The 21701-nt window shown below is 66.4% G+C and carries 18 protein-coding genes; 9 read left to right on the top strand and 9 right to left on the bottom strand.

Annotation, left to right across the window (positions count from 1 at the left end; all coding sequences use genetic code 11):
- Positions 1–23: 23 nt before the first annotated feature.
- The 8 genes from AB0M43_RS34795 to AB0M43_RS34830 all read right to left on the bottom strand — a co-directional run bounded on the left by AB0M43_RS34795 (position 24) and on the right by AB0M43_RS34830 (position 9516).
- On the bottom strand, positions 24–2174 hold the full coding sequence (locus tag AB0M43_RS34795) for a hypothetical protein (protein WP_363730929.1): 2151 nt from the start codon (positions 2172–2174) through the stop codon (positions 24–26).
- Positions 2167–4152, bottom strand: a complete 1986-nt coding sequence (locus AB0M43_RS34800) for a DEAD/DEAH box helicase family protein (RefSeq protein WP_363730930.1) — start codon at positions 4150–4152, stop codon at positions 2167–2169. Before AB0M43_RS34800 ends, AB0M43_RS34795 begins: the two co-directional genes overlap by 8 nt.
- Positions 4153–4217: 65 nt before the next feature.
- Entirely contained in the window at positions 4218–4805 is a 588-nt protein-coding gene (locus AB0M43_RS34805) for a hypothetical protein (RefSeq protein ID WP_363730932.1), read from the bottom strand.
- Between the two features lie 612 nt (positions 4806–5417).
- Positions 5418–6491, bottom strand: a complete 1074-nt coding sequence (locus AB0M43_RS34810; RefSeq protein WP_363730935.1) for a M23 family metallopeptidase — start codon at positions 6489–6491, stop codon at positions 5418–5420.
- Positions 6492–6631: 140 nt separating this feature from the next.
- The gene (locus AB0M43_RS34815; protein WP_363730938.1) at positions 6632–7231 is read right to left on the bottom strand and encodes a phosphoesterase PA-phosphatase; all 600 of its coding nucleotides are present in this window, start codon (positions 7229–7231) and stop codon (positions 6632–6634) included.
- Positions 7228–8388: an MAB_1171c family putative transporter gene (locus tag AB0M43_RS34820; protein WP_363730940.1), complete on the bottom strand. Its 1161-nt coding sequence runs from the start codon at positions 8386–8388 to the stop codon at positions 7228–7230. Before AB0M43_RS34820 ends, AB0M43_RS34815 begins: the two co-directional genes overlap by 4 nt.
- On the bottom strand, positions 8381–8884 hold the full coding sequence (locus AB0M43_RS34825) for a hypothetical protein (RefSeq protein WP_363730941.1): 504 nt from the start codon (positions 8882–8884) through the stop codon (positions 8381–8383). Before AB0M43_RS34825 ends, AB0M43_RS34820 begins: the two co-directional genes overlap by 8 nt.
- Positions 8885–9075: 191 nt before the next feature.
- Positions 9076–9516 carry a helix-turn-helix domain-containing protein gene (locus tag AB0M43_RS34830; RefSeq protein WP_363730942.1) on the bottom strand — a complete coding sequence of 147 codons (441 nt, stop codon included), beginning with the start codon at positions 9514–9516 and terminating at the stop codon, positions 9076–9078.
- 205 nt (positions 9517–9721) lie between these two features.
- Here AB0M43_RS34830 and AB0M43_RS34835 point away from each other — a divergent pair, with 205 nt between their 5' ends.
- From AB0M43_RS34835 to AB0M43_RS34875, 9 genes are all read left to right on the top strand, one after another.
- On the top strand, positions 9722–10030 hold the full coding sequence (locus AB0M43_RS34835) for a hypothetical protein (protein ID WP_363730945.1): 309 nt from the start codon (positions 9722–9724) through the stop codon (positions 10028–10030).
- 23 nt (positions 10031–10053) lie between these two features.
- Positions 10054–10773, top strand: a complete 720-nt coding sequence (locus AB0M43_RS34840) for a hypothetical protein (protein ID WP_363730948.1) — start codon at positions 10054–10056, stop codon at positions 10771–10773.
- Positions 10770–12188 (top strand): conjugal transfer protein TrbL family protein, encoded by a 1419-nt coding sequence (locus AB0M43_RS34845; protein ID WP_363730950.1) that lies wholly within the window; start codon positions 10770–10772, stop codon positions 12186–12188. Before AB0M43_RS34840 ends, AB0M43_RS34845 begins: the two co-directional genes overlap by 4 nt.
- The gene (locus tag AB0M43_RS34850) at positions 12185–15274 is read left to right on the top strand and encodes an SCO6880 family protein (protein ID WP_363730952.1); all 3090 of its coding nucleotides are present in this window, start codon (positions 12185–12187) and stop codon (positions 15272–15274) included. The genes AB0M43_RS34845 and AB0M43_RS34850 overlap by 4 nt, the downstream gene beginning before the upstream one ends.
- Entirely contained in the window at positions 15271–17076 is a 1806-nt protein-coding gene (locus tag AB0M43_RS34855; protein WP_363730955.1) for a TraM recognition domain-containing protein, read from the top strand. The genes AB0M43_RS34850 and AB0M43_RS34855 overlap by 4 nt, the downstream gene beginning before the upstream one ends.
- The gene (locus AB0M43_RS34860; protein ID WP_363730956.1) at positions 17073–17819 is read left to right on the top strand and encodes a hypothetical protein; all 747 of its coding nucleotides are present in this window, start codon (positions 17073–17075) and stop codon (positions 17817–17819) included. The genes AB0M43_RS34855 and AB0M43_RS34860 overlap by 4 nt, the downstream gene beginning before the upstream one ends.
- Before the next feature lie 13 nt (positions 17820–17832).
- Entirely contained in the window at positions 17833–18795 is a 963-nt protein-coding gene (locus AB0M43_RS34865; RefSeq protein ID WP_363730959.1) for a DnaB-like helicase N-terminal domain-containing protein, read from the top strand.
- Between the two features lie 14 nt (positions 18796–18809).
- Positions 18810–19064 carry a hypothetical protein gene (locus AB0M43_RS34870; protein ID WP_363730961.1) on the top strand — a complete coding sequence of 85 codons (255 nt, stop codon included), beginning with the start codon at positions 18810–18812 and terminating at the stop codon, positions 19062–19064.
- Between the two features lie 74 nt (positions 19065–19138).
- Positions 19139–20017 (top strand): hypothetical protein, encoded by an 879-nt coding sequence (locus tag AB0M43_RS34875; protein WP_363730963.1) that lies wholly within the window; start codon positions 19139–19141, stop codon positions 20015–20017.
- A 519-nt stretch (positions 20018–20536) separates the two neighbouring features.
- On the opposite strand, the gene AB0M43_RS34880 is transcribed toward AB0M43_RS34875, so the two are convergent.
- Positions 20537–21190, bottom strand: coding sequence for a hypothetical protein (locus AB0M43_RS34880; RefSeq protein WP_363730966.1), 654 nt, complete (start codon positions 21188–21190; stop codon positions 20537–20539).
- Between the last annotated feature and the right edge of the window lie 511 nt (positions 21191–21701).

The following is a 21701-nucleotide window of genomic DNA, read 5'->3' on the forward strand; positions in this document are numbered from 1 at the left end:
GCGGCCAAGAATCTGCTGGGAGGTTATGGTCCGGCAGCATCTCGTAGTGCCATCTCGATGGCCGCTTGGAAACGAGGCCAGCCTTGATCGAGATTAGTGGCCCACTCCCACTCGTACCGGCCAGCGCGAAACTCGGACTGTTCAGGATTTCGGCCGAGCGCTTCGGATAGTTGTAGGTAGTAGAGGCTACCGGAAGCGAGCCTCGAGATCTGACGGAAGCGGTCGGCGGTCGGGTAGTCGGTGATACGAAGATCGTTGCTGTAACGCTGGCCCCCGAGGGCTGTGTAAACAGCGTGTACGAAGTGGTGCGTACTGGTGGGGAGGAGGTCTATGCGGCGCGGTGTGACTGGGGCCTTTTCGCCGATGGCTGTGTACAGACCGGCTAGGTCGCCGTTGAACCAATGGTTAGCGGCGTTTGTTGCGAACTTGGCAAACTGGCGAAAAGTAGGGGGCTTGCTTTTGACTGCGATATGGCGGTGGAGTTCGCGAGCTACAGTGCTGAGCTGCTGTTGCCATCGGTGGCGAAGGTAGTCGGTCAGATATCTGCGAGCCCATCCTTGACGGTGGCGGGTGATGACATCACGCAGGATCTCGAACCCGTCGCGACGCTGTCCACCGCCCGAGAAGCGGACACCTATCCTGCCATCAGGTAGTTGTAGCTCATAGGCGTTGGATTCGAGACTTTGGAGTGGGCCTAGGCGCTGCTCGGCGTGGACCAGCTCGTCGAAGAGACTGGGATGGATCGGAGTACCTGCCTCGGCCAGCACGGCCAGGTCACGCTCGTGGTACGCCTTTAGTTCAGTTAGTGATGTGCGGGAGTAAGGTCCTTCGCAGACATACCAGGCGGTGAGGGCGACGTTGTGCCAGAACGTGCCAGCGGGGCCAAAGGTCTCCGCCATGATCCGGTGTGGGAACGGCTCGCTGACGATTACTTCTGGCCAGCGTGGAAGGGTAGTGCCGTCCCACAGCTGGTCGATCTTCGTTACGAGGTCGGCGGTCAGAAGTTCGCGATAGAGCGGTTGTGTTGGGCCCATCTCGGGGTCGACGAAGCCCTCTTCCAATAGGCCCGATAGGCTTGCCATGCCTGCAGTATGCCGTGTATGGATCGCGTCGAACTGTGCCCACCAGCCTGAAAGAACGCCTAGGCGTTGCTCCACAGGCGATACGGATGTCTGCTGGCCCATAAAAGCCGCAAGCATGGCGTGTACTTCACCGATGGGAAGGCCGTGTTCAGCGGCTACTGTCGCGGCTTTGGTTGATCCGCCTACGTACAGCTTGGGTTGAGGCAACGCGGTAACGATTTCCTCATTCGAGTTGGGTTGAACACCGAGGTAGTCCAGGAATGACAGCCAATCGCCACCGAAGTATGCGGAGAGCACGGGCTGAAGTGGCCGGGTGAGTACCTGGCGGGCCAGCGGAGTGCCGCGCCTGGCCTTTTTCATTGTTGCGGCAGCCAGGGCTTGGACGCGCTTAGCCCTGTACCGGCTGGCGATCTGCAGAGGGTTGTGTCGGGCGAGTGCGTCAAGCAACGCGAGCCTGGCGTCTGATTGCGCTGCGCGGTCCAACGTGCTCCACCCACCTCGGTAGGCAAACACTGCCAATGCCTGTTCGTTCTGGAGACCGAGGTGTTGGTATGACTGGAGAATACTGGACCAGGTCTGTTGCTGCTCGTCGGGTGAAGCGGTTGATCCTGCTGCTCGTGTGGTGACCGGAGCAAGGAGCGTATCGAAGAGCGGGATGAGTAGTGCCCAGGCGACCATGCTATCCGCCGTGGACGCCGTCTGCACCCGCGCCACATCGTCGGCAGCCATCGTGATGGCGTGCCACGGGTGATGCCGGATGTAGCTGGGTAGGTTCGTGGATCCTACCTTCAGCGAGACATGTTCAGGGAGTAGCCACGCGCCCCGAGCTTGTTGGCCGGGCAGCGCGAAAGTCTGATTGACGAATGAACGGTCCGCGACCGGAATGAGTCTTAGGGTATCGGCGTTCTTGATTCCGCGGATCCCGTGTCGAATTTGGAACACCTTGTTGCCGGCTAGTGCGGTGGTGATCGCGTCGGCTGCGAGGTGATCGACAGCGGTGAACCTGTGGCTATGTCCTGCGTCGCGTTCGAGGATAAGCAGCTGGTCGGGAGTCGCGTTGACGATTTCATTGGCAAAGCTGACATCAGCCATGGATGCTCCGAATGACGGACACGAACTCGTCGAATGTCCTCGGGTTGGAAGTCGACTCGGCGTAGGCGGCGTATCGCTGGGCTAGTGCGTGCAGCTCGCGTTCGTCGCGGCGGGCTTCGACCTTGGCAATATCGTGTAGGAACTGCTGGTTGGTGTCGCCGTACTCGGCGAGCACGATCGCATCGGGATTCGCTGCGTCCGGCGGGCCGGCACCGTTGGCGGCAGCCGTCGATGCTTTGTCCGGGATGGGCGCGTCACCGAAGGTGTCGGCGTCGGCTGGGTGGGGGTCCATGTCGTTCTCGAGCCGGAGTGTCTCAAGGTGATCATCTAGGCCGAGTTCGCCGTGGTAGATGACGTCGAGGTGTTGCGGTGTGTCAGTGAGGGCTGGGTGCTGGATGACGCGGATGCCACGGCCGATGAACTGGTAGAACTCTCCGAAGCTACCGTAGGGGCGCATAGGGACGATGAGGCTGATAGCGGGAAGATCGTAGCCTTGCCCGAGCATCTTCAGCTGTACGATGCCTTGAAGATTCCCGGACTCGGATTCGAAGCGAGCCCGAGTCGCCGCGATAGTTGATTCGGTCATCGTGTGGTGAAGGACGCCGCAGGCGATGCCGTGTGCATTGGCTACGCGGGCGATCTGTTCGGCGTGGCTCTGCCCCAGTGCGGCGAATAGTATTCTGGGACGAATCGGCGACAGTGCTGTTGTTTGATCATCCAGGCATCGACGAGCGATCGTCATGATCCTATGTATCGGCTCCTCGGACATGGCTGTGATACGTGCGAGCTTGCGCTCGTTCCGCATGACGTCAAGCAGAGCCGACTTGCTGACGATCACTTCACGGTTGCCGTCTGGCCATATGATCTCGTAGGTGGTCTGTTCGACGTCAGGGGTGAAGCGGTGGGCGCGGAGGTGCTTGGCGTGACCGTCTGCGATCGAATCGATGAGTCGGTAACGGTAGACCACATCGGCGCTGATGGTCTTGCCGTCAGCCCGCGTGAAGCAGGCCGACATGAGTAGCCGGCGGGCGTTAGGAAATCGGGCGAACAATCGTTGGTAAGACTCGGCGGCAGCAATGTGGGCCTCGTCTACAACGATGAAGTCGATCTCGTCCGGACCGAGTTTGGACAGCAGGTCGTCGACGCCACCGGTGCCGAGGGCGTGGAAGTTGGTCACGATGATCTCGGCAGCAAGGAGCGTGTCGCGGCTGACTTCTCGAATGGGTCCGCCATCGCTGTCGAGCACATTGACTCTCGGCGGTCGGCAGCCTGCGATCAGAGGACCGCCTCGGAGGGTATAGAGGGCGTTGCCAGCCATAGTCGGGTCGAGCGCGGTGGCGAAGGTTCCCCGGATGACTCGCCCAGGTGTCACGATGAGAGCCCGCCGACGGGTGAACGCTAGTGCGGCAGCCACGCCCAGCGCCGTCTTGCCTGCGCCGACCGACATGACACACGCGGCGTTGATCCCGCCGCGGCGATAGTAGTTGACCAGAGCGATCATTGCCTCATGCTGGCAGGCGCGAAGAGGGCTAAGGTCAACATGCTGGCGGACAAGGTGGAAATAGTCGTCGCGCCCTAGCGAGGTCCGCTCGGGCGGCGTGGCAAGCCAGAGTGGATTTGGCGCCATGTCGTTCGGGATGGGGACAAGGGGATCGTCGACGACGTAGTGCGCCAGTGTCGGGTCGCGGCGAAGTACGGCCTGCAACTGGGCGACGCACCGTCTCGTGTCGTCCCGGATTGCGTCGTAGGAGAACCGGAGGATAGCAAAGCCTAGGCTCGTCAAGTCGTTCTGGCGGACCCTGTCGTACACAAAAGCGGCTTTGCTGCTGTGGAACGCGAACCCATCCAATTCGACTGCGACCCTAAGCCGCGATCCGGTCAGCAAGAAGTCCAGACGGTAGGTGCGGTCATCCGCCACGACAGATTGCTGACTGATCACATGCTCGCCGAATGCTTCTGTGACAGCCGGAGCCAGCACCCATCGGACGAACGCATTCTCCAGGAACGATCGGCCAACGACTCGATCGACTAGCCGACTTCCGGTCACCGCAGTTCGCCGTCCAGGGAGGCAACTTTGGCCTCCAAGTCCTCGCGATGGTAGTGGTCGCCGAATCGCATAGCCCGGTGACTTAGCGCCAGTGCTTCGCGCAGAGCGCCTTCACGTTCCAGTAGGGTCAGCAACCGTTCAAGACTGGTGATGCGCAGGTATCCGCCATGCGGATTGGTTGCGTCAATCCTGACGGCCTGGGGTGCGGCCTCGATCAGGGCAAGATCCAAGTAGGCGAAGGTCTCCACGAGGCGAAGGCTGCTCGGATCTTCGCGGCGTAGGCTCCACAGCCGCTCGACTCCGCCCTGAAGTAGGAAGTGGTAGTCGCTGGGCTCGCCGGGTAGTTCCAAGCCTTCCCAGACCTGGCGCACCAGTGTGCCACCGTCCAGCTCGGACAGGTCACCGAATGCTCGACGGTGCGCTGGGGAGGCTGAAGTACTTCCGTCGACAGTCGGCCAAGACAGGTACCCATACTCAGTATGAGGGCGGATGCTGGACTCGGCAAGATCGGCGCGGACCACCCCGGGACTACCTGTGAACTGGATGCCCGGAATATCGGCCATCCGTGCATACCAGACTGTCACAGTAGCTCCCTACCAAGTCATGAACCCCGTTCTCAGGGTGAATCACAGGAGACCTCACAGAGGCTGCCATGGCCGGTATGACCCACACTATCCACCCTTCAGGTTGAGAATGTGAAGATCGACGCTAGTCGAGTCGCTCATCCGGTTCGACCAGTCCAATCGCTCTTGGGTCATTCCCTCGAACTGCCGGCGCCGCACCACTCCTAGGGCCGCAGGTAGGGGCTGCGAGACGGCTAAGTCAAGATCGAAAGAGGACACCGGCTGATTAGCTCGCTGAGTAGGCGGAGACGGCACTACGCCACCTGGGTCGCGGCCGGGGAACAGCTGGATGCAGGCGCACCGGGTGTTCCGGTTCACCGACGCCGGCCTGGCCACCGCGCACCGGAGCGTCGCCGGCTGGGGTACGGGAAGCCAGACCAGGTGCGCGGCCTCGACTAGCAAGCGGCGGCGCCGCTCCCCCCAGCGGGCCGGATGGGTCAACCGGACCTGCCCGGGCGGGGCCACCGATCAACGACGGGCCTCGGGATCACCCGCTCCAGACGCATTGGTCGGACAGTGGTCATTGGAACTGGGAATTGGTCACGGCAACCGGGAACCTACACTTCTCTGAGTTCAGAGGCTCACGCCTCGCTGAGCGAGGAAGAGTCGGGGGTCGACGGAATTCTGGTTGGTTCCCGGGTTGCCGAGGTGGGTTTCGAAGTGCAGGTGTGGCCCGCTGGAGTTTCCGGAGCTTCCTGAGAGTCCGATGATCTGGCCTGCGGCGACTGCTTGTCCGACACGGACAGCGGGTCGTTGGACCATGTGGCAGTAGCGTGTGACGGTCTTGTCGGCGTGGAGAAGGTCGACGTACCAGCCGCAACCGCCGATGGTCTCGCTGCCGTCGACGTCGCAAGAGTAGGGGGCTCCGCCGGCGTTGGCGTTGCAGGTGGAGACCAGCACGATGCCGTTGGACGCGGCGCGAATGGGGGTGCCTTTGGGGGCGCCGAAGTCGATGCCGGCGTGTAGGACGCCGCCGCGGTCGCCGTATCCGGAGTTGATGGGGCCGGTGATCGGTTTGGTCCAGCCTCCGGCGGAGATGGCGCCGCCGGTGCAGGTGAGACTGCCGCCGGTGACGGCGTTGACTATGGCGGTGGCGAGGGGTTCGTGTTTGGCGTAGGCGTCGGGGAACGCTGAGACCTGGACGGCCTGGGCGACCTGCGAGACGGGCAGGGTCTGCCAGCCGGAGACGGTGACCATCTTGTTGTAGAACTTCGACGCCGACACCGTCGGGGTCATGAGCTCCAGTACCGTCCCCCAACTTCCCGCGCCAGCAGGGGGGAGAGGGCGCTGCTGGAAGAGGCCGACGCTGTCGTGGTCCGCGCCGACGCCTTCGTGAGGGATGGCGAGGGACTCGGGGACGGACGAGTTCGCCATGTTCTTCAGGCCGGTCTCTTGCAGCGCTGTGGAGATCGCGATGACAGCGGCCTTAGGTGGCAGCCTCAGCTGGACGGACACGTCGTAGATCGTCTTGGCGTGTCCGAGTTGCGGGGGTGACAGGCTTGACAGGCCAGAATTCGGGCCCGCCGAGGGCAGGCAGTTCAACTGGTTGGAGGCAGGGGTGAGCGCCCCGCTGCCGGACGCGGCGACGGCCACGCCCAAGGTGACGATGACTGGTGCGGCCAGCGCTGCGGCGATCAGGCGTTTCATCGGGCGGCCGGTCGCGGTGAACGCGTGCTGGTCACGGGGAGCCTCGTCTCGATCCAAGCTTGTCTGCTATCGCATACAGATGGTGGCGAGACTACAGGCCAACCTCCCTAGGTTGTCAACTATTGCAAACGCGCTGAGGGTCACGCGGCCAGCGCGTAGACCGTCCCGGCGATGACCGCCCCGAGGAACGCTCCGGCGATGACCTGGGCGCGGGTGTGGTCGCGGAGTGCGACCCGAGACCAGGCGACGACGCCAACGATCACGGCGAGAGGGATGGCGACGGGCCAGCCGAGGGCGTGGCCGGCCATGGCGGTGGCTCCGGCAGACACGGCGGCGTGCACGGAGATCTTCCAGCGGGTGGTGATCGAGGCCAGCAGGGCGAGGGTGGCGAACATCGCGAGCGTGACGGCGACGATCGGGCGGGGCGCGTCGGCGGTCACCATGACGGTAATGCCGGCGGCGACGGACGCCAGGATCATGATCATGACAACGAGCCGGTGGGTGCGGGCTCCGAGGTGTCGGTCACTCCAGCGGCCGGCGCGGATGCCCTTCTTGATGATGAGGGTGGGAATCACTGCGGCGACGAGGGCGCTGAACGCTCCCCAGGCCAGGCCGGTCCAGCCGGCGGTGGTGACGCCGACGCCCAGGGTGAGGGCGATGATCCAGTTCTTAGGCTCCAGGTGGTCGGTGACCGCGCGGGCCCAGCGCCGCTCGGGTACGGCGGCGGTCGGGGTGGTCACGCGACCTGCCCGGCGGGGTCGTCGAGACGGGCGACGGCGAGCTGGTGGACCGTGGGGCTGTCCCAGACGGCGGCGACGCGCAGCATCCAGTGCAGCTCGGAATTGGTACTGGCGAACGTGGGCAGCACGAACGCGTCGGTGCGTGTCGCGGTTACCGGTCCGGAGCGCGCTTCTACCGCGAGGCGCAGCACGGCGGCGCACGCGGTCGCTGTCCGATCGGCGTCGGGCGGTCCGTGCTCGGCGACGTCGGTCAGCGCGGCCTCGTACTGCCGTTGGGTGATGCGGTGGCGCAGGAGGAGCATCGCATCGTGGATCTCGACCTGGCGGCGCGCGAGCTGGTCGGTGAGGCTGAGCCCGGGACGGTCGATCTTCTGGCCGGGTAGAGCCAGGGCGAGCCAGAGGGGTTGGAGCCTGCGGAGTCTGCGGCGGGCCCGGTTCTTGACGATGAGGCCGGGGAGACCGGCGACGGCGAGTCCGGTGGCGATGAGCACCATGGCGAGGTATTTGAAGGCGTCGGAGAGGTTGACGAAGAACCCGTCGCCGGCCGCCGGTTCAGCGGCCACCAGCCGGTAGGTGAAAAAGCCGAACCGGTAGGCGGCGTACACCGCGCCCAGGGTGGTGCCGAGGGTCAGCAGGAGTTGACCTGTACGCACGAGGCGATGGCGGGCTGCGGCGCGGGCGCGGTGGAACAGCCACGCGCTGACGGCGGTGGCCGCGCCCAGGTACAGCGACCAGACGAGGATGTAGCCGGTAGCGAGTGGGTCGCCGGCGGCATGGTCGGCGAAGTCTTCCGATCCGGTGCGGTCCATCACCGCGAACAGGATCACCATCGCCCCGGTGGTCGCCGCGAAAGCCGCCACCGGCAGGCGGGTGCGCCGCAGGCTCCCGTTGCCGGCGAGCACGGCCAGGTCGAACAGCGCCGCGACCGCCAGAAGCCCGGCCACGTGCTTGAGGAGAACCCCTGCGGCGCTGACGCCCGTGGCGTTGTCGATGGCGGTGGAGACGGGCGCGATCCGCAAGGTCATCGACGCTGCCAGCGCGGTGATCGCCACCCACAGTGCCCGGTGCACGGGTCCGGAGCGCAGGGTGTGGGCGCGGACGATCGCCGTCAGCCACAGCAGGGCGACGATCGCGATCTCGGTGTCGATCTCAGGCATGGTCGAGCGACAGCGCGGCGGCGACACGGTTGGCCCCGCGGTCGGGGCAATCCTTGACTAACCTGCGTCCGGCCTTGGCGAGGATGGCGGTCGCCATGACCTCGGCCTCCTGCTCCTGCATGCTGGAGTAGTCGTGTCGGCCGAGCATCGACAGGACCATCGCCGGGTCTAGGTCGGGGATCACCGTCTGGTCGAGTTCGGTGTCGGAGGCGGTGTGACCCCAGAGCATGTGCCCGATCTCGTGGCACACCACGTGATCCTGGTGCCAGTCGCTGGTGGTGGGGTCGATGTATATGAAGTCGGCGTCGGGGGCTGCGACCCACACCCCGAAGGGGGTGTCGGGGCCCGCCGGGACGGCCAGCGGACGCAGCAGGATTGGCCGTCCGCGCAGGCCCGCGATCGTGGCGACGAACGTGTCCCGGTCAAACGGTGCCGGCACGTCGATGGACGCGAGCTTCCTGTCGCACGCCGCCCGGAGCCTGCGAAGTTCCGGCATGACCAACCTCCCCCGACACACAAAATTCAGGCATCGCTGCCTGAAAGCTGTGTAAGCCTCATGTAAGACAATTCGAGATTACGGTTAGTCGATCAACCCTGCATCATCCGGAACTCCATTGGGTTCAGGCTCACAGTCTCGAAGCGGTCACCAAGGGGGATCGGGGACGTTGGTCGTGTTCGGGCTGGACGTTACTCGAGGATCTCGGGGAGTCCTTCTCGTCGACGCGCATCTCGCAGGTATTCCTTGGCCTGTTCCTGGGCGGCGGGCGACAGGCCGGTGGCGAGGAGTCGATAGGCGTCGAGCCCGGCGTCGCGCCACTCGGTGACGGCGCGCAGCTGCTGGTCGACGCGCTTGGCGACCTCGTCCTGGCTGAAGTAGGCGACTGGGACACCGAAGAACGCCGCGATCCACGCCAGCTTCTCGTGCGCGGGGCTGGGGCGCTTGCCGCTGCGGATCTGCTGCAAGTACGGCGCGGAGATCACGTTGTGTCCGGCCAGTTCGTTGATCTTCGCCGCCGCGCCGCGATAGGTGTAGGGCTTTTCCCCTGCCGGGTGGACGGTCTGGAAGAGGTGGTCGAGACGGCGGGCGACCGTGCCCAGCTCGTCGTGGTGCTCGTTGCCGGCGCTCATTGACGCTGGGAACCTCCTCGGTCGCTGACTGGTCAAGTTTGCCTTGTTAGCAATCGCAAACGCAAGTGACGAGTGAAGAATGCCACCCGATCGGGGGTTGCTACGGAGCGTGATGTGTGTGTTTACTGACCATCGTTGTTTGCAATCGCAGACACAGCAGGTCAGGGCGTTGGTTCGGCTCCGCGCCCCTCGTAAGGAGCTCCCCATGCAGTCACTCCATGTCGCTACGGGTGTCGCGGCGATCCTCGCTGAAGTGCCCAACCCCGCGCCGAAGGACCCGACCGGCGGCAGCAATGGCATCTCGCTGCTGCTCAGCTACGTCAAGTGGGGCGCCCTGATCGCCTGCGCGATCGCGGCCCTGGCCTCCGGCGGGCTGATGGCGGTCGGCAAGCTGTCCAACCGGCCTGACACCGCGGAGAAGGGCAAGTCCGCGTTCATCTGGTCCCTCGGCGGCGTCATCGCCACGGCCATCGCGATTCCGCTGGTCAACAGCGTTTTCAGTGCCGCGAACTGACCGCAGGCTAGTTGACTGTCGCTATGAACTCATTCCTGGACCAAAGCAACCGAACCCGGCGAAACGTGATCGTCGCGGCGGTGGTGCTCGTGCTGCTCGTCGGTGCCGGCCTCGGCTGGTTCCTGACCCGCCCAGGCTCCACGCGAGACACCGTTGAGCCGCCAACTCCGACGAAACAGCCCTCGGCAACCCCGGTCCAGACTCCGACCGGGCCCATGAAACGGATCAAGGGCGAGCGGACCGTCGAGGGCATCTCGGTCGGTTACCCGCACAGCACCGCCGGAGCGGTGTCGGCGGCGGCGGAGTACATGGCGCAGATCGGCTCCACGCTCGACCCCGAACGTGCCAAGACCATCGCCCGAGTCGTCGCAGACCCGAGCTTTGCCGGCGCTGTCGACTACTTCGCCAAGGGCCCAGTCAACACTCGCACGAGCCTGGGACTGCCTGCGGAAGGCCCACTGCCTGCTGGAGCGAGCGTTGTGCTGGGTCCGGCGGCGTACCAGCTACGGAACCTCGCTGAGGACTCAGCGGTCGTGCTGCTCCTCGGATTCCACACCGCGTCTACCCCCGACGGCGGAGTAAAGCCGAAGGTCGGCGTCTACCCGCTCGAAATGCACTGGGACGGCAGCGACTGGAAGATCCTTCAACCCAAGATCGCCCTGCAAAACGACTACAGCTCACTTGCCGCGCAGCCGGGGACCTCAGAGGCTGCCGCAAAGGGCTGGCTGGAGCTATCACCATGAGAACGGCCTGTGATCCCCTCACCAGTCCATGGACCTGCGACCCGACCGACGTCATCGGTGGTGTTGTCGGGGGCGCGGCGAAGGACGCCTGGGATTCGGTGTGCAAGTCCTTTGGCGAGGCCGCAGTCTCGCTGTTGAAGGCGTTCGCGGACGCTTTCGTGGCGTTCCCGCCGGTGGACCTGTCGTCCGGGGGGGTGCGCACCTCCTACGCCATCAGCCTGGGGATCGCCGGGGTCGTGGCCGCGCTGATGCTGCTGTTCCAGGTCGTGCGCACCGCCGTGACGCACGACGGGTCGGCCGTCGCCCACGGTGTGGTCGGCCTGGGTAAGGCGGCGTTGGCGTTCATGCTGACGCTGACGATCGCCGGGACCAGCCTGATCGCCTCGGACGAGTTGACGAGCTGGATCGTGAACCAGACGTTCGGCAGCGCCGACGGACTGAAGCAGAAGCTGACGAAGGTGTTCACGCTCAGCCCGAACATGGGCGGCTCGCTGCTGCTGATCATGGCGATCATCGGGATCATTCTCGTGGTCGTGCTGTGGTTCGAGCTGCTGCTGCGCAACGCCGCGATCGCCGTGCTGATCGCCACGTCGCCGATCGCGGCGGCGGGGCAGGTGTCGGAGTCGACGAAGTCGTGGTGGTCGAAACTGACCTCCGTCACGATCCAGTTGGTCATCCTCAAGCCGACCGTGGCGTTGGTGTTCGCGCTCGGGTTCACGATGACGGGCGAGTCCAACGCCAGCCCGAAGGCGTCGGACATCTCCACGCTGCTGTCGGGGATGCTGATCCTGCTGTTGGCGGTGCTCGCGTGGCCGGCGATCGGCCGGTTCTTCACCTTCGCCGGTTCGCACATGGGCGGCTCCACCGGCCTGGCCGGAGTTCTCGGCTTCGCCGCCGGCCGCATGGGCGGCGCGGGCGGTGGCGGCGGGTCGACCGGTGGTGTCGACCCCGCACAGTTCTCCCAGGCCACCGAGGCCCAGACCATGGCCGGCGTCGAGTCGGGAGCGGCCAGCGGCGGGGTCGCATCCAGCGGCGCGGCCGGAGGTGCCGCTGGTGGTGCAGCGGGTGGCGCGGCGGCAGGTGCCGCAGGCGCGGTCGCCGCTCCGGTGATGATCGCCAAGGCCGGCGTCGACATGGCCCAGAAGGCAGCCAACAGCCTGGTCGGGCGGATGGAGCAGATGGCCGGGCACGCCGGCTACGACGACGCCCGCCCCTACGCCCAGCCCGCCGGGCAAGCCCGCCACATGCCGCAACAACGGCACGAACAGACCGGGGAACAGGCCCCGGGCACACCGCCTCCGCCTCCGGAGCGCCAGGACATGGCCCCGCCGTCGGCCAGCCAGCCGGCAGCACCGGTGCCCGATGACCAGGTGCGGCACATGCAGGACACGATCGTGGACAGGAATGAGCGATGAGCAGCACTCGGGAAGAACTCCAGGTCCGAACCTATTTCGGCTGGCAGCAGGACAAGGTCGCGTTCCTGTTCGGACTGTCCGCGCAGCGTGCGGTGATGCTCGGTGGTGCCGTCCTGATCGCCGTGTGGCCGCTGGCGGTGTCGAAGATCGCCCTCGGCGCGTTGTGCTGGCCGCTGGCGGCGATCCTCGCTGGCCTGGTGTTCCTGCGTCTCGGCGGCCGGACCGTCGATGAGTGGCTGGCGGCGTTCGTGTCGTTTCACAGCAACAAGTTCCGCAACCGGCACAAGTTCCTCTCCGCAGCCTTCGCTCCGGAACAGACCGCCGACAAGACCGCACCGAAGCCGATGGACCTGCCCGGGGTTCTCGCCCCGCTGACGATCCTGGAAGCCCAGATGCCCGGCGGCGGGCCCCTCGCAGTGGCGCACCACCGCCTCGACCGGACGTTCACCGCCGTCGCCCGGGTCCGCTACCCCGGGATCGGCCTGGTCGACTCCGGCCGTCGGGACCAGCGGGTGGCCGGCTGGGGAGCGGTGCTGGCGGGACTGTGCACCGAAGGCAACCCGATCGTGCGCGTCCAGGCGCTGCAAAGGATCGTCCCGGAGTCCTGTGCCGCGCTGCGCCGCTGGCACCGCGACCACGTCTCCCTCGATGCCCCGGCGTCGGCGGTCGCGATCACCGAGGGGCTGCTGTCGTCGGCGACCCTGGCGACCAGCCAGCGCGAGTCGTACCTGGCGTTCACCCTCGACGCCCGCAAAGCCGCCGGCGCGATCAAGACCGCCGGCGGCGGCACGGCTGCCGCGGCCACGGTCCTCACCCGGCACCTGCGGTCCCTGGCCGCCTCGATCTCCGGCGCGGACCTTCAGATCGAGACGTGGCTGGGCCCGCGTGACCTGGCCGAGGTGCTGCGCACGACGTTCGACCCGCACTCCAGCCGCCACCTCGCCGAGCGCCGCGCCAACGGCACCGTGTACTCCAGCGCCACCGCGAAGACCGCCGGCGACGACGGCCCGGGGCTCGCACCCGGTGTGGACCCGGCACTCGCCGGCCCCGCCGCCGCTGAGGCGCAGCCCGGCGTGTACGCCCACGACGGCGCGCACTCGGTCACGTACTGGGTGCACGACTGGCCCCGCAACCAGGTCTACGCCACCGTCCTAGCCCCGCTGCTCGGTGAGGGCTCGCACCGGCGGACGTTCTCCATGCACATCGAGCCCCTCGGGCCGCGGGAGGCCGAACGTGACGTGATGCGCGAGCGCACCGCCCGTTCGGTCGCGGTGCGGATGCGGCAGAAGACCGGCCAGATCGTCCCCGAGCACGAGCAGATCGCCCTGGACCGGGCCCGCTCCCAGGACCAGGAACGCGCCGCCGGCCACGGCCTGGTCCGGTTCACCGGGTTCCTGACGGTGACGGGTGACCGACCCGGAGCAAATCGACGACGCGTGCGCTGCCCTGGAGGCCGACGCCGCAGCCGCCCGGGTCGAGGTGCGCCGGATGTGGTACGCCCAGGACCTCGGGTTCGCCATGTCGGCGCTGCCGCTCGGGTTCACCCTGCCGAAGAAGCGCTGGTAGCCGCCGTGAGCCTGTTACGACGCACGAAGTCCGCCGACCTGCCGGTGGCCGACCTCGGCCAGTTCCTCGCCGGCCCGACGCCGACCGCACCGCCCACCACCAAGGCGGGCCGCGGGGAACGCCGCCGCGAGCCGCGTGAGATCGTCCCGCCCCGCCGGGGCTGGGCCCGCCCCTTCGCGGGCCGGGCGCCGAAATGCCCGCCGATCCCGGAGTTCCGGGGCTCCACCGGCCAGGTCCAGGGCCTGTACCCGTGGCTGTACGGGCAGTCCGTGCCCCCGGTCGGCGCCTACCTGGGCGTGGACACCCAGTCCGGGGGTTCGTTCTCCTGCCACCCGATCGAGTGGTTGCAGCGCGGGATGATCACCAACCCCAACATGATCGTCACCGGGGTCCCGGGGACGGGGAAGTCCGCCACGATCAAGGCAATCGCCCTGCGCCTGATCGGCTACGGGGTCAAGGCGTTCGTCCTCGGCGACATCAAGAACGAGTACGCGCCCCTGGCTCGCTACCTCGGCGTCGAGCCCGTCGAACTCGGCCTTGGACTGCGCGCCCGCCTCAACCCGCTGGACTCCGGCCCGCTCGGCGACAACCTGCCCAGCGACCCGGAGGACCTGCGCGAGCGGCTGGAGGAGATCCACCGCCGCCGCATCAGCCTGCTTTCCTCGTTGCTGGTGATGCGCCTCGGCCGCAACCTCACCCCGACCGAGGAAGCCGCGCTGTCCCTCGCGATCCAGGAAGCCTCCGGCGAGACGGTCGGCAACACCCGCCTGGTGGATCCGACGATCCCGCAGGTCTGGGCGCTGCTGCGCGACCCGACCCCGGACATGGCCCGCGAACTGCGGGTACGCGGCGAGGACATCGCCGAGCTCCGCGAGATGATCCGCCCCGCCGCCGACGCCCTCGGCAACATGGTCCAAGGCTCGCTGTCCGGCCTGTTCGACGGTCCGACCACCGTCCGGCCCGACTTCAACGCCCCGATCCAGACCGTCGACCTGTCTCGCATCGACGGCCGGGGCGATGAGACCGTAGCCATGACCCTGGCCTGCGTGTCCTCATGGGGACAGGCCGCGATCTCCATGCCCGGCGGACCGCTGCGGCTGATGATCCGCGACGAGCTATGGCGGGCCATGCGCATCCCCGCCATGGTCCGCAAACTCGACTCGGACCTACGGCTGTCCCGCAACGACGGCAAGATCGAACTGCTGTCCACCCACCGCCTGTCGGACTTCGAAGCGGTCGGCGCCGCCGGGTCTGAGGAGGTCACGATCGCCTCCAACCTGATCGCGTCCTGCGACGTGCGCGTCCTGCTGCGCCAGGACACCGCCCCATTGCAGATGACCAAGGAAGCGATCGGGCTCACCGACACCGAGTGCGCACACATCGCCTCCTGGTCCGGCGGGCAGGTCGGCCGCGCGCTATGGAAGATCGGCCGCTCTGAGAGCCAGATCGTGCAGACCGTGCTCTCACCCGTCGAGCGCCAGCTGTACTACACCAACGAGCGCATGGCGCTGGCCAGATGAGCACCAACACCACCCGGATCGGAGCCGGCGGGTTCAACAACGGCTCCGACATGGCCGTGGTCGCCATCATCGCCGGAGCCGCGTTCGTGTCCCTGGGCACGTGGCTGTCCGGGCAGCTCGCCGGGGTCTTGTTCAAGTTCACCTGGCCGGACGCGTCGTTCGGCGAGGCGTTCACCATCGCCTTCGCCCTCCCGAATCACCTCGCAGATCCGCGCCAGGCGTGGCCGGCCGCAGCCCGCGACCAGCTTCCGGGCCCGATCGGGTTCTACACGGCGATGCTGCTCGTGCTCGCCGCGATGACCGTCCTCGGGGTGTTCGCCGGCAGGCGGGCCGCCAGCGCCCGCCAGGCCCGGGGCATGGCCTCCAAGAAGCAGCTCGGCAAGACCATGACCGCCTCGGCGGTGCTGGGGAAGGCGGGCCGGCTGCGGCCCGGCCTGGAGTGTAAGGCCGTGAAGCTCACCGACGTGGCGGTGGAGCTCGGCCGGGCGATCGGATCCGGAGCGGCCAGGCTCTACGCGACGCTGGAGACGTCGGTCCTGCTGCTGGCCCCGCCGCGGCAGGGCAAGACCTCGCAGGTGATCATCCCGTGGCTGCGTTCCTTCCCCGGGCCGGCCCTGGTCACGAGCGTGCGGCACGACGTGTTCACCGCGACGGCGACCCTGCGGCCGGGCACGCCGCTGGTCATGGACCTGACCGGCGACTTGAAGTCCTGGCCGCACCGGGTGAGCTGGTCACCGGTTGTCGGCTGCGCCGACTTCGACATCGCCCGCCGCCGTGCGGACGTGATGGTCCAGGTCGGCAAGAACGGCCCCGGCGACGCCAGCAACTCCTCGTTCTTCGGGCTGACCGCCACGAACCTCCTCGCGTGCTGGCTGCACACCGCCGCCCTCACCGGGCGGAGCATGGGCGAGGTCGTCACCTGGTCGCTGGCCGACTCCAACGACGAACCGGTCAAGCTCCTGCGCGACGCGACCGGCGCTGAGCCCGGGGTTCTGGAGCTGTTGGACTCGTTCTACCGCCAGCCCGGCCCGACTCGGTCGAACCTGTGGACGACGGTCCAGACGGCGACGGCGTCGCTGCTCGGGAAGGTCGCCCGGCAGGTGTTCTGCGGCCCGACCGAGGCGAGCATGGACCTCGGAGCGTTCCTCGCCTCCGGCCAGGGCACCATCTACCTCCTCGTCGATGAGAACCAGGTCGAAGCCCTCGCCCCGCTCGTCACGGCGTTCGTCCGCGAGATGCTGCTGACCGCGACCCGGATGGCGGTGCAGAACCCGGCAGGGCGGCTGGATCCTCCGCTCGGGCTGATCCTGGACGAGGTGACCCAGGTAGTTCCGCTGCCGGACCTTCCGAAAATCATGGCCTCGGCGGCCGGTTTCGGGATCTTCATCGCCGCCGTCGCCCAGAACCTGGCCGCGATCGACGAACGCTGGGGAGAGGTCGGCCGGCGGATCCTGTGGGGCAACTCCGGCATCAAGATCGCACTCGGTGGTCTGGCCGGCGAGGATCTGGAGGAGTTCTCCCAGCTCGCCGGCAACTACCGCGAGACCCTGCTCGTCCCGCAGCGCAACCGTGACGGGATCTCGACCCAGGCGACGGTCATCGACCGCAAAACCATGTCCCCGGAAGCGATCCGGACCCTCGACGAGGCCGACCGCGAGGGACTGGTCATCCACGCGACAACACCTGCGGTGAAGGTCCGCATGACCCGGCACTACGAAGGACCGCACGCCGCTGACCACACCCGCGCCGAGGGCGAGGCCCGTGCCGTGCTGTACCCGACCGAACAGGTAGGAACGCCATGACCAGGCCCGTCATCCGTCCGAAACCCAACCCGGGCGGTGACAAGCCCGCGGGCAAGGCCGGCAAACCCAGTCCGGTCGGGCCGCCGCTGATTCGGGAGTGGCACAGCCTCACCGTCGCCGACCAGGCCGCCGAGTGGAAGGCGCTGGTCGCGTGGGTGGTCTGGATCCACGACCTCTACGAACTCGACCGCGAGGAACGCCTGCCGCTGTGCTGGGTCGAGCACCCCGGCCTCGTGGAGGAACTCCGCGCGCTCAAAGCCTGGCGCGACTTCGTCTACGACCAGCCCGGCTCCAGCTCGGCCGCCCACAGCGCCCGGTCCTGGCACGGCGAACTCCGCCAGACCATCGCCGCGATCAGTGGCTTCTGGGCACCGGTCTGCCGCTCCGGACACAAACCCGCCGCCTACCTCACCGACCGCGCACCCGAGCAGGTGGAGCGGTGGCAGGACGCGAGCCCGCCCGTGATGGCCTCGGCCCCTCCGGCATCAGCACGACGAACAGGAGCCGACGGTATGCAACTCAGCCACGACGAGATGCGCGAAGCACTCCAGGCCGGCAAGGCCGTGCAGCACAGCCGGGCCAGCCCGCACTACGTGCAGTACGCCGAAGCCTGGTGGATCCGGGGCGAGGACGGCGGGACCTGGCTGCGGTGCACAGACCAGCAGCACCAAGCGGAAATCGAGGCGTCCGCCGCTCGGATGCGCGCGGCAGACCAGGCCCTCACCCAGTACCGGCAGCAGTAGCTAAGGAATCCTGATGTCTGACCTGATCATGCGCGCCGAGCAGGGCGTCCTCGGAGCCCTGCTCGCCAACACCGAACGGTCGGAGGCGCTGTACGCGGAGCTGTCCGCCGACGACTTCGCCCACCCCGCACACCAGGCGATCTACATCGCCCTGGCCGACCTGCAATACACCGCCCACACCGTCGACGAGCTGACCGTGAAGGTCGCCGTCCTCACCGACCGGACTGACGTCGAAGCGACCTGGCTCGCCGGGCTGGCAGCGGCAGCCCCGGAGGGCCCGCACGTTCTCGCCTACGCCCGGATCGTCATCGCCGCCTCCTGCGACCGGGACCTGGCCGGGTTCGCGCAGCCGTACCTCGCTGCCGCCGAAGCCACCGTCGACGCCGAGGCCCGCGCTCACCTGCTGCGCACCGCCAGCGCTCTGGCGGCCCAGGACGTGTTCGCCGAGATGAACGCCGTCAACACGGACCGCACGGTGGTCATCACCACGGCGCACGTCGACGTGACGATCGAGCTGTCCCGCGAGGAACAGGTCATCGCCGACGTGATCCAGCATCCCGAGCAGGCCCGCAACATCGGTGCCTGGCTGGAGCCGGACGTGTTCACCACCGACCAGACCCGCACGTGCTTCGAACTCGCCGTCTCCCTCGCCTACGACGGCGACCTCGTCGACCCGGTCGTCTTGGCCTGGGATCTGGAACGTGCCCGCCAGATCAGCGCCCTCTACGGCCACGACAGCCACTTCGAGCACCGCGCCACCGAGCCGGACTACAAGTTCATCGCCCGGCTGCACGCCACCACGGTCGTCGCCGGTACCGCGGTCGTCGTCGGGCACGCGCTCATGGCCGACCACACGACCCTGGCCTTGGACGTCAGCGCGACCGCCGCCGCTGAACGCGCCCTCACGCAGACGGCCCCTGAGCCGCCGTTGGAAGCGCAGGCGACCGTGACCATCGACCGCCGCATCGAGCTATGACGGGAGGCAGCGTCATGCATCAGCGACCCGCGACCAGCACCGCGCCGGCCGTTCCGCGCACCATGCCCGGCACCCAGATGACCGCGCTCCTGGAAACCCAGGATGCCGTCGCTCTGTCACCGCAGGAACGCCACCGGATGTTCGTCCGCTACGGCGCCTCGTGGTGGATCGCCTCCGGTGACGTCTACTGCGAGATCACTGTTCCCGACCAGATCGTCAAACTCGACAGGTGGCGCCGCCGGCTCACCGAAGGGGCGCTGTGGGGGTAACGGTGAGGTCTAGGCGGTCTGAGCACGGGGAAAAACGGGACGACAAACGGAAACCGCCGCGCCTACGCTGGGGAATGGCCGACGACGCGCGCGATGAAGAAAAGCCTGACGGCAAGTTCGGCAACGCCCTGACACACCTGGGCCAGTTGCTCGTACTCGCGACTCCCGTGGCGTACTTTCTCGCCAACTCGCCGCAGAGGGCGTTCTACGGCCGGTTGGGCATCCTGCCGGCCGAGGTGGGCGCTGAGGGGGTGTCCGCGTTTTATCACCTGTCGATAATGATCGTGGTGGTGCTGTTCTTCGGTAGCTTGCTGGTGCTGACAGTTCTTGCCGGACTGCACTTCATACAATCGCGGGTGGACCGTCTACCGGAGGCATGGACCAAACGGATTCCATGGCTTCGAAAGCCCGCGGTGGTAGCACTGGTCGCCATCACTATCTTCCTGGCTCTGACCATACTCGCGTTGGGCGTGCAGCCGTCCAGCGTGCAATCGGGGCACGATCAACGCTTCGGCTCGTGGATCACGGCGGGCGCGGCCAACGGCCTGGTGCTGATTTTGGTCGGCATGGGCCTCTGGATTCCCGCGAAACGTTACCTTGGCCGGCGATGGTCGGTCGCGTTTATCATGGCCTGGCTCATGGGATTCATGACATTCCAACTGGGTGTCGCGGCCGAGGACGCCGGCGACAAGGTGCGGTCGGAGTGTAGGGGCGGGTATGCGGCCAGCATCATGGGATTCAACGCCCGCTCGGTGCAGGTGACCTGGCTGGACAAGAGCAAGATGCCTCCGCAGTTGGCCTCGTCTGCTCAAGGCTCGGATGGAACTGCGACGACCCGCCCGATGCTGCTTCTCGGCCAGGTCGGCGACCAGCTCAGCCTCTATGACTGCTCGACAGCACAGGCGTACAACGTCGAGCGAGCCGGGGCGTCGATCGCTATCACGGTGCGCTAGAGCGACCCCACCGGCGAGAGCGGCTTCCGGAGTTGACCTGTGCTGAGTACGCCGGTGATAAGGTGCGGGCTCAGTGCGGCAGTGGATAGGCCGCCAGTGCCCTGGAATTCAACGCGAGGCCGGTGCAGGTGACCTGGCTGGACAAGGGCAAGGCACCCCCACAGCTTGCTGCTGCCGCCCTAACCTCGGACACCGCAGCGACGACCCGACCGATGTTGCTTCTCGGTGAGGCTGTGCAGCCAACTCAGTCTTTATGACTGTTCAACAGCGCATACCTACACCGTCGAGCGAGCTCGAGCGTCGATCGCGATTACGGCGCGATAGCCCGATGCTTTCGAAGCCGGTAGGAACCGAGTGTGTTGAAACCAATTCTAGCGATCTGAAAACCTACGGCATCTTCAGCTCCTAGCTGGCGCAGAGGAGAGGGTTCGGTCGAGCTCGCTGTGGCCGGCTAGTCCGCCGTCTCGGACAGCTCGACATCTTAGGTGTTTTCCGAATGACTGGAAAATTGATCGAGAGTCAGCAGGGCACATTCTTGAGCGCGTTCAGGAGCGCTTGCAGGGCGGGTTGATCGAACCCAGATTCCTTGATCTGAAATCTCAACGGGGGTGGCGGGTTTTCTGCATCAAATCCGCGAAGGCCGCCGGTCGGTCGGCGGTATGATGCGGGGCCCCATGATTCAAGGATGCCTGCTTTCTCTAGTAGCAGGTGAGAGCGGTAGGCGTCGGCACCGAGGCCGTAATAGCGAACGCGATGAGAACCAGCGACATACACTGAACTCCTTCCCGCCCGGGTGCCGACTACTGAATGATGCGCATATAGCATTATCAGCAAGGCGATCTCGGACGACTCAAGCGCATGGACCCAACCATTGATGAAGAAGTCGGATGGAAGGGAGAAGGCGTCTTCATCTTCGAATGGGCCACGAGGTCGGTATTGTCGATCACCGATGGGTCTCGCCGACTCGCCTAGTAGGCGAAACTGCGCGTAGCGATCACGTCGGACCTCGGGGCCGGGAAGGTCGATCAGCCCGAGATCCGCCAATGTCGAGAGGGCTTCACGGATCTGGCGCAGTCTGCGATCGGTGCGACTGATTGCCCTGATGGTCTGGTGATCTGGAGGTCCATTTCGAGCGTTAGTGGGTGCCAGCACGAGGTCGGTCCAGGAAGGCATCCGCGCATCCGATGTGGGGGCTAGTGGACGTGTGTTCTGACCTGTGTGGGTCCACGGGCGCGGAGAACATTGGGCTTCGAAGATCAGCGTCAGCATGAGCTGTTGGGCCACGCCCTTTGAGCGGATTAGCTGAGCGGATGGAGGTCGCAGAGTCCTCGGTGGTAGCCGCCGGTCGGAGTAGAGATCCTCTGGTAGTGGCTCCTCCAGCCGAGCGAAGGTCCTGGCAATCGAGATCCGCCCCGGCTTCAGGCCGTCCCGATGGATCAGATCGAGCGCGGTTCGGGCGCGTTGATCTTCTGCCCGCAGACCCTCCAGGTGTCGAATCCGATGAGAGATCCGGTCCTCACGCTGCACGAGTGCGCCCTTTCAGTCGCGACGGATCAACCTGTCTCCGCAGGTCATTCTCCCTCAGAAGAGGGACAGGTGTAGTGGCAGGTTGATCCGTCACGAGCATGCGGGAGAGCAAGTGGACGGCCCTGACATCCGCACCGCACAGTGAGACGTCGAGGCA

The organism is Longispora sp. NPDC051575 (genome assembly GCF_040681875.1).
Classification (GTDB): Bacteria; Actinomycetota; Actinomycetes; order Mycobacteriales; family Micromonosporaceae; genus Longispora.

Bases quoted from the DNA above. Each gene is read 5' to 3' on its own strand.
- AB0M43_RS34840 (WP_363730948.1), top strand. From the start codon at position 10,054: ATGAACTCATTCCTGGACCAAAGCAACCGAACCCGGCGAAACGTGATC.
- AB0M43_RS34865 (WP_363730959.1), top strand. From the start codon at position 17,833: ATGTCTGACCTGATCATGCGCGCCGAGCAGGGCGTCCTCGGAGCCCTG.
- AB0M43_RS34845 (WP_363730950.1), top strand. From the start codon at position 10,770: ATGAGAACGGCCTGTGATCCCCTCACCAGTCCATGGACCTGCGACCCG.
- AB0M43_RS34835 (WP_363730945.1), top strand. From the start codon at position 9,722: ATGCAGTCACTCCATGTCGCTACGGGTGTCGCGGCGATCCTCGCTGAA.
- AB0M43_RS34880 (WP_363730966.1), bottom strand. From the start codon at position 21,190: ATGCCTTCCTGGACCGACCTCGTGCTGGCACCCACTAACGCTCGAAAT.
- AB0M43_RS34855 (WP_363730955.1), top strand. From the start codon at position 15,271: ATGAGCACCAACACCACCCGGATCGGAGCCGGCGGGTTCAACAACGGC.
- AB0M43_RS34850 (WP_363730952.1), top strand. From the start codon at position 12,185: ATGAGCAGCACTCGGGAAGAACTCCAGGTCCGAACCTATTTCGGCTGG.
- AB0M43_RS34830 (WP_363730942.1), bottom strand. From the start codon at position 9,516: ATGAGCGCCGGCAACGAGCACCACGACGAGCTGGGCACGGTCGCCCGC.
- AB0M43_RS34795 (WP_363730929.1), bottom strand. From the start codon at position 2,174: ATGGCTGATGTCAGCTTTGCCAATGAAATCGTCAACGCGACTCCCGAC.
- AB0M43_RS34870 (WP_363730961.1), top strand. From the start codon at position 18,810: ATGCATCAGCGACCCGCGACCAGCACCGCGCCGGCCGTTCCGCGCACC.
- AB0M43_RS34810 (WP_363730935.1), bottom strand. From the start codon at position 6,491: ATGAAACGCCTGATCGCCGCAGCGCTGGCCGCACCAGTCATCGTCACC.
- AB0M43_RS34875 (WP_363730963.1), top strand. From the start codon at position 19,139: ATGGCCGACGACGCGCGCGATGAAGAAAAGCCTGACGGCAAGTTCGGC.
- AB0M43_RS34820 (WP_363730940.1), bottom strand. From the start codon at position 8,388: ATGCCTGAGATCGACACCGAGATCGCGATCGTCGCCCTGCTGTGGCTG.
- AB0M43_RS34825 (WP_363730941.1), bottom strand. From the start codon at position 8,884: ATGCCGGAACTTCGCAGGCTCCGGGCGGCGTGCGACAGGAAGCTCGCG.
- AB0M43_RS34860 (WP_363730956.1), top strand. From the start codon at position 17,073: ATGACCAGGCCCGTCATCCGTCCGAAACCCAACCCGGGCGGTGACAAG.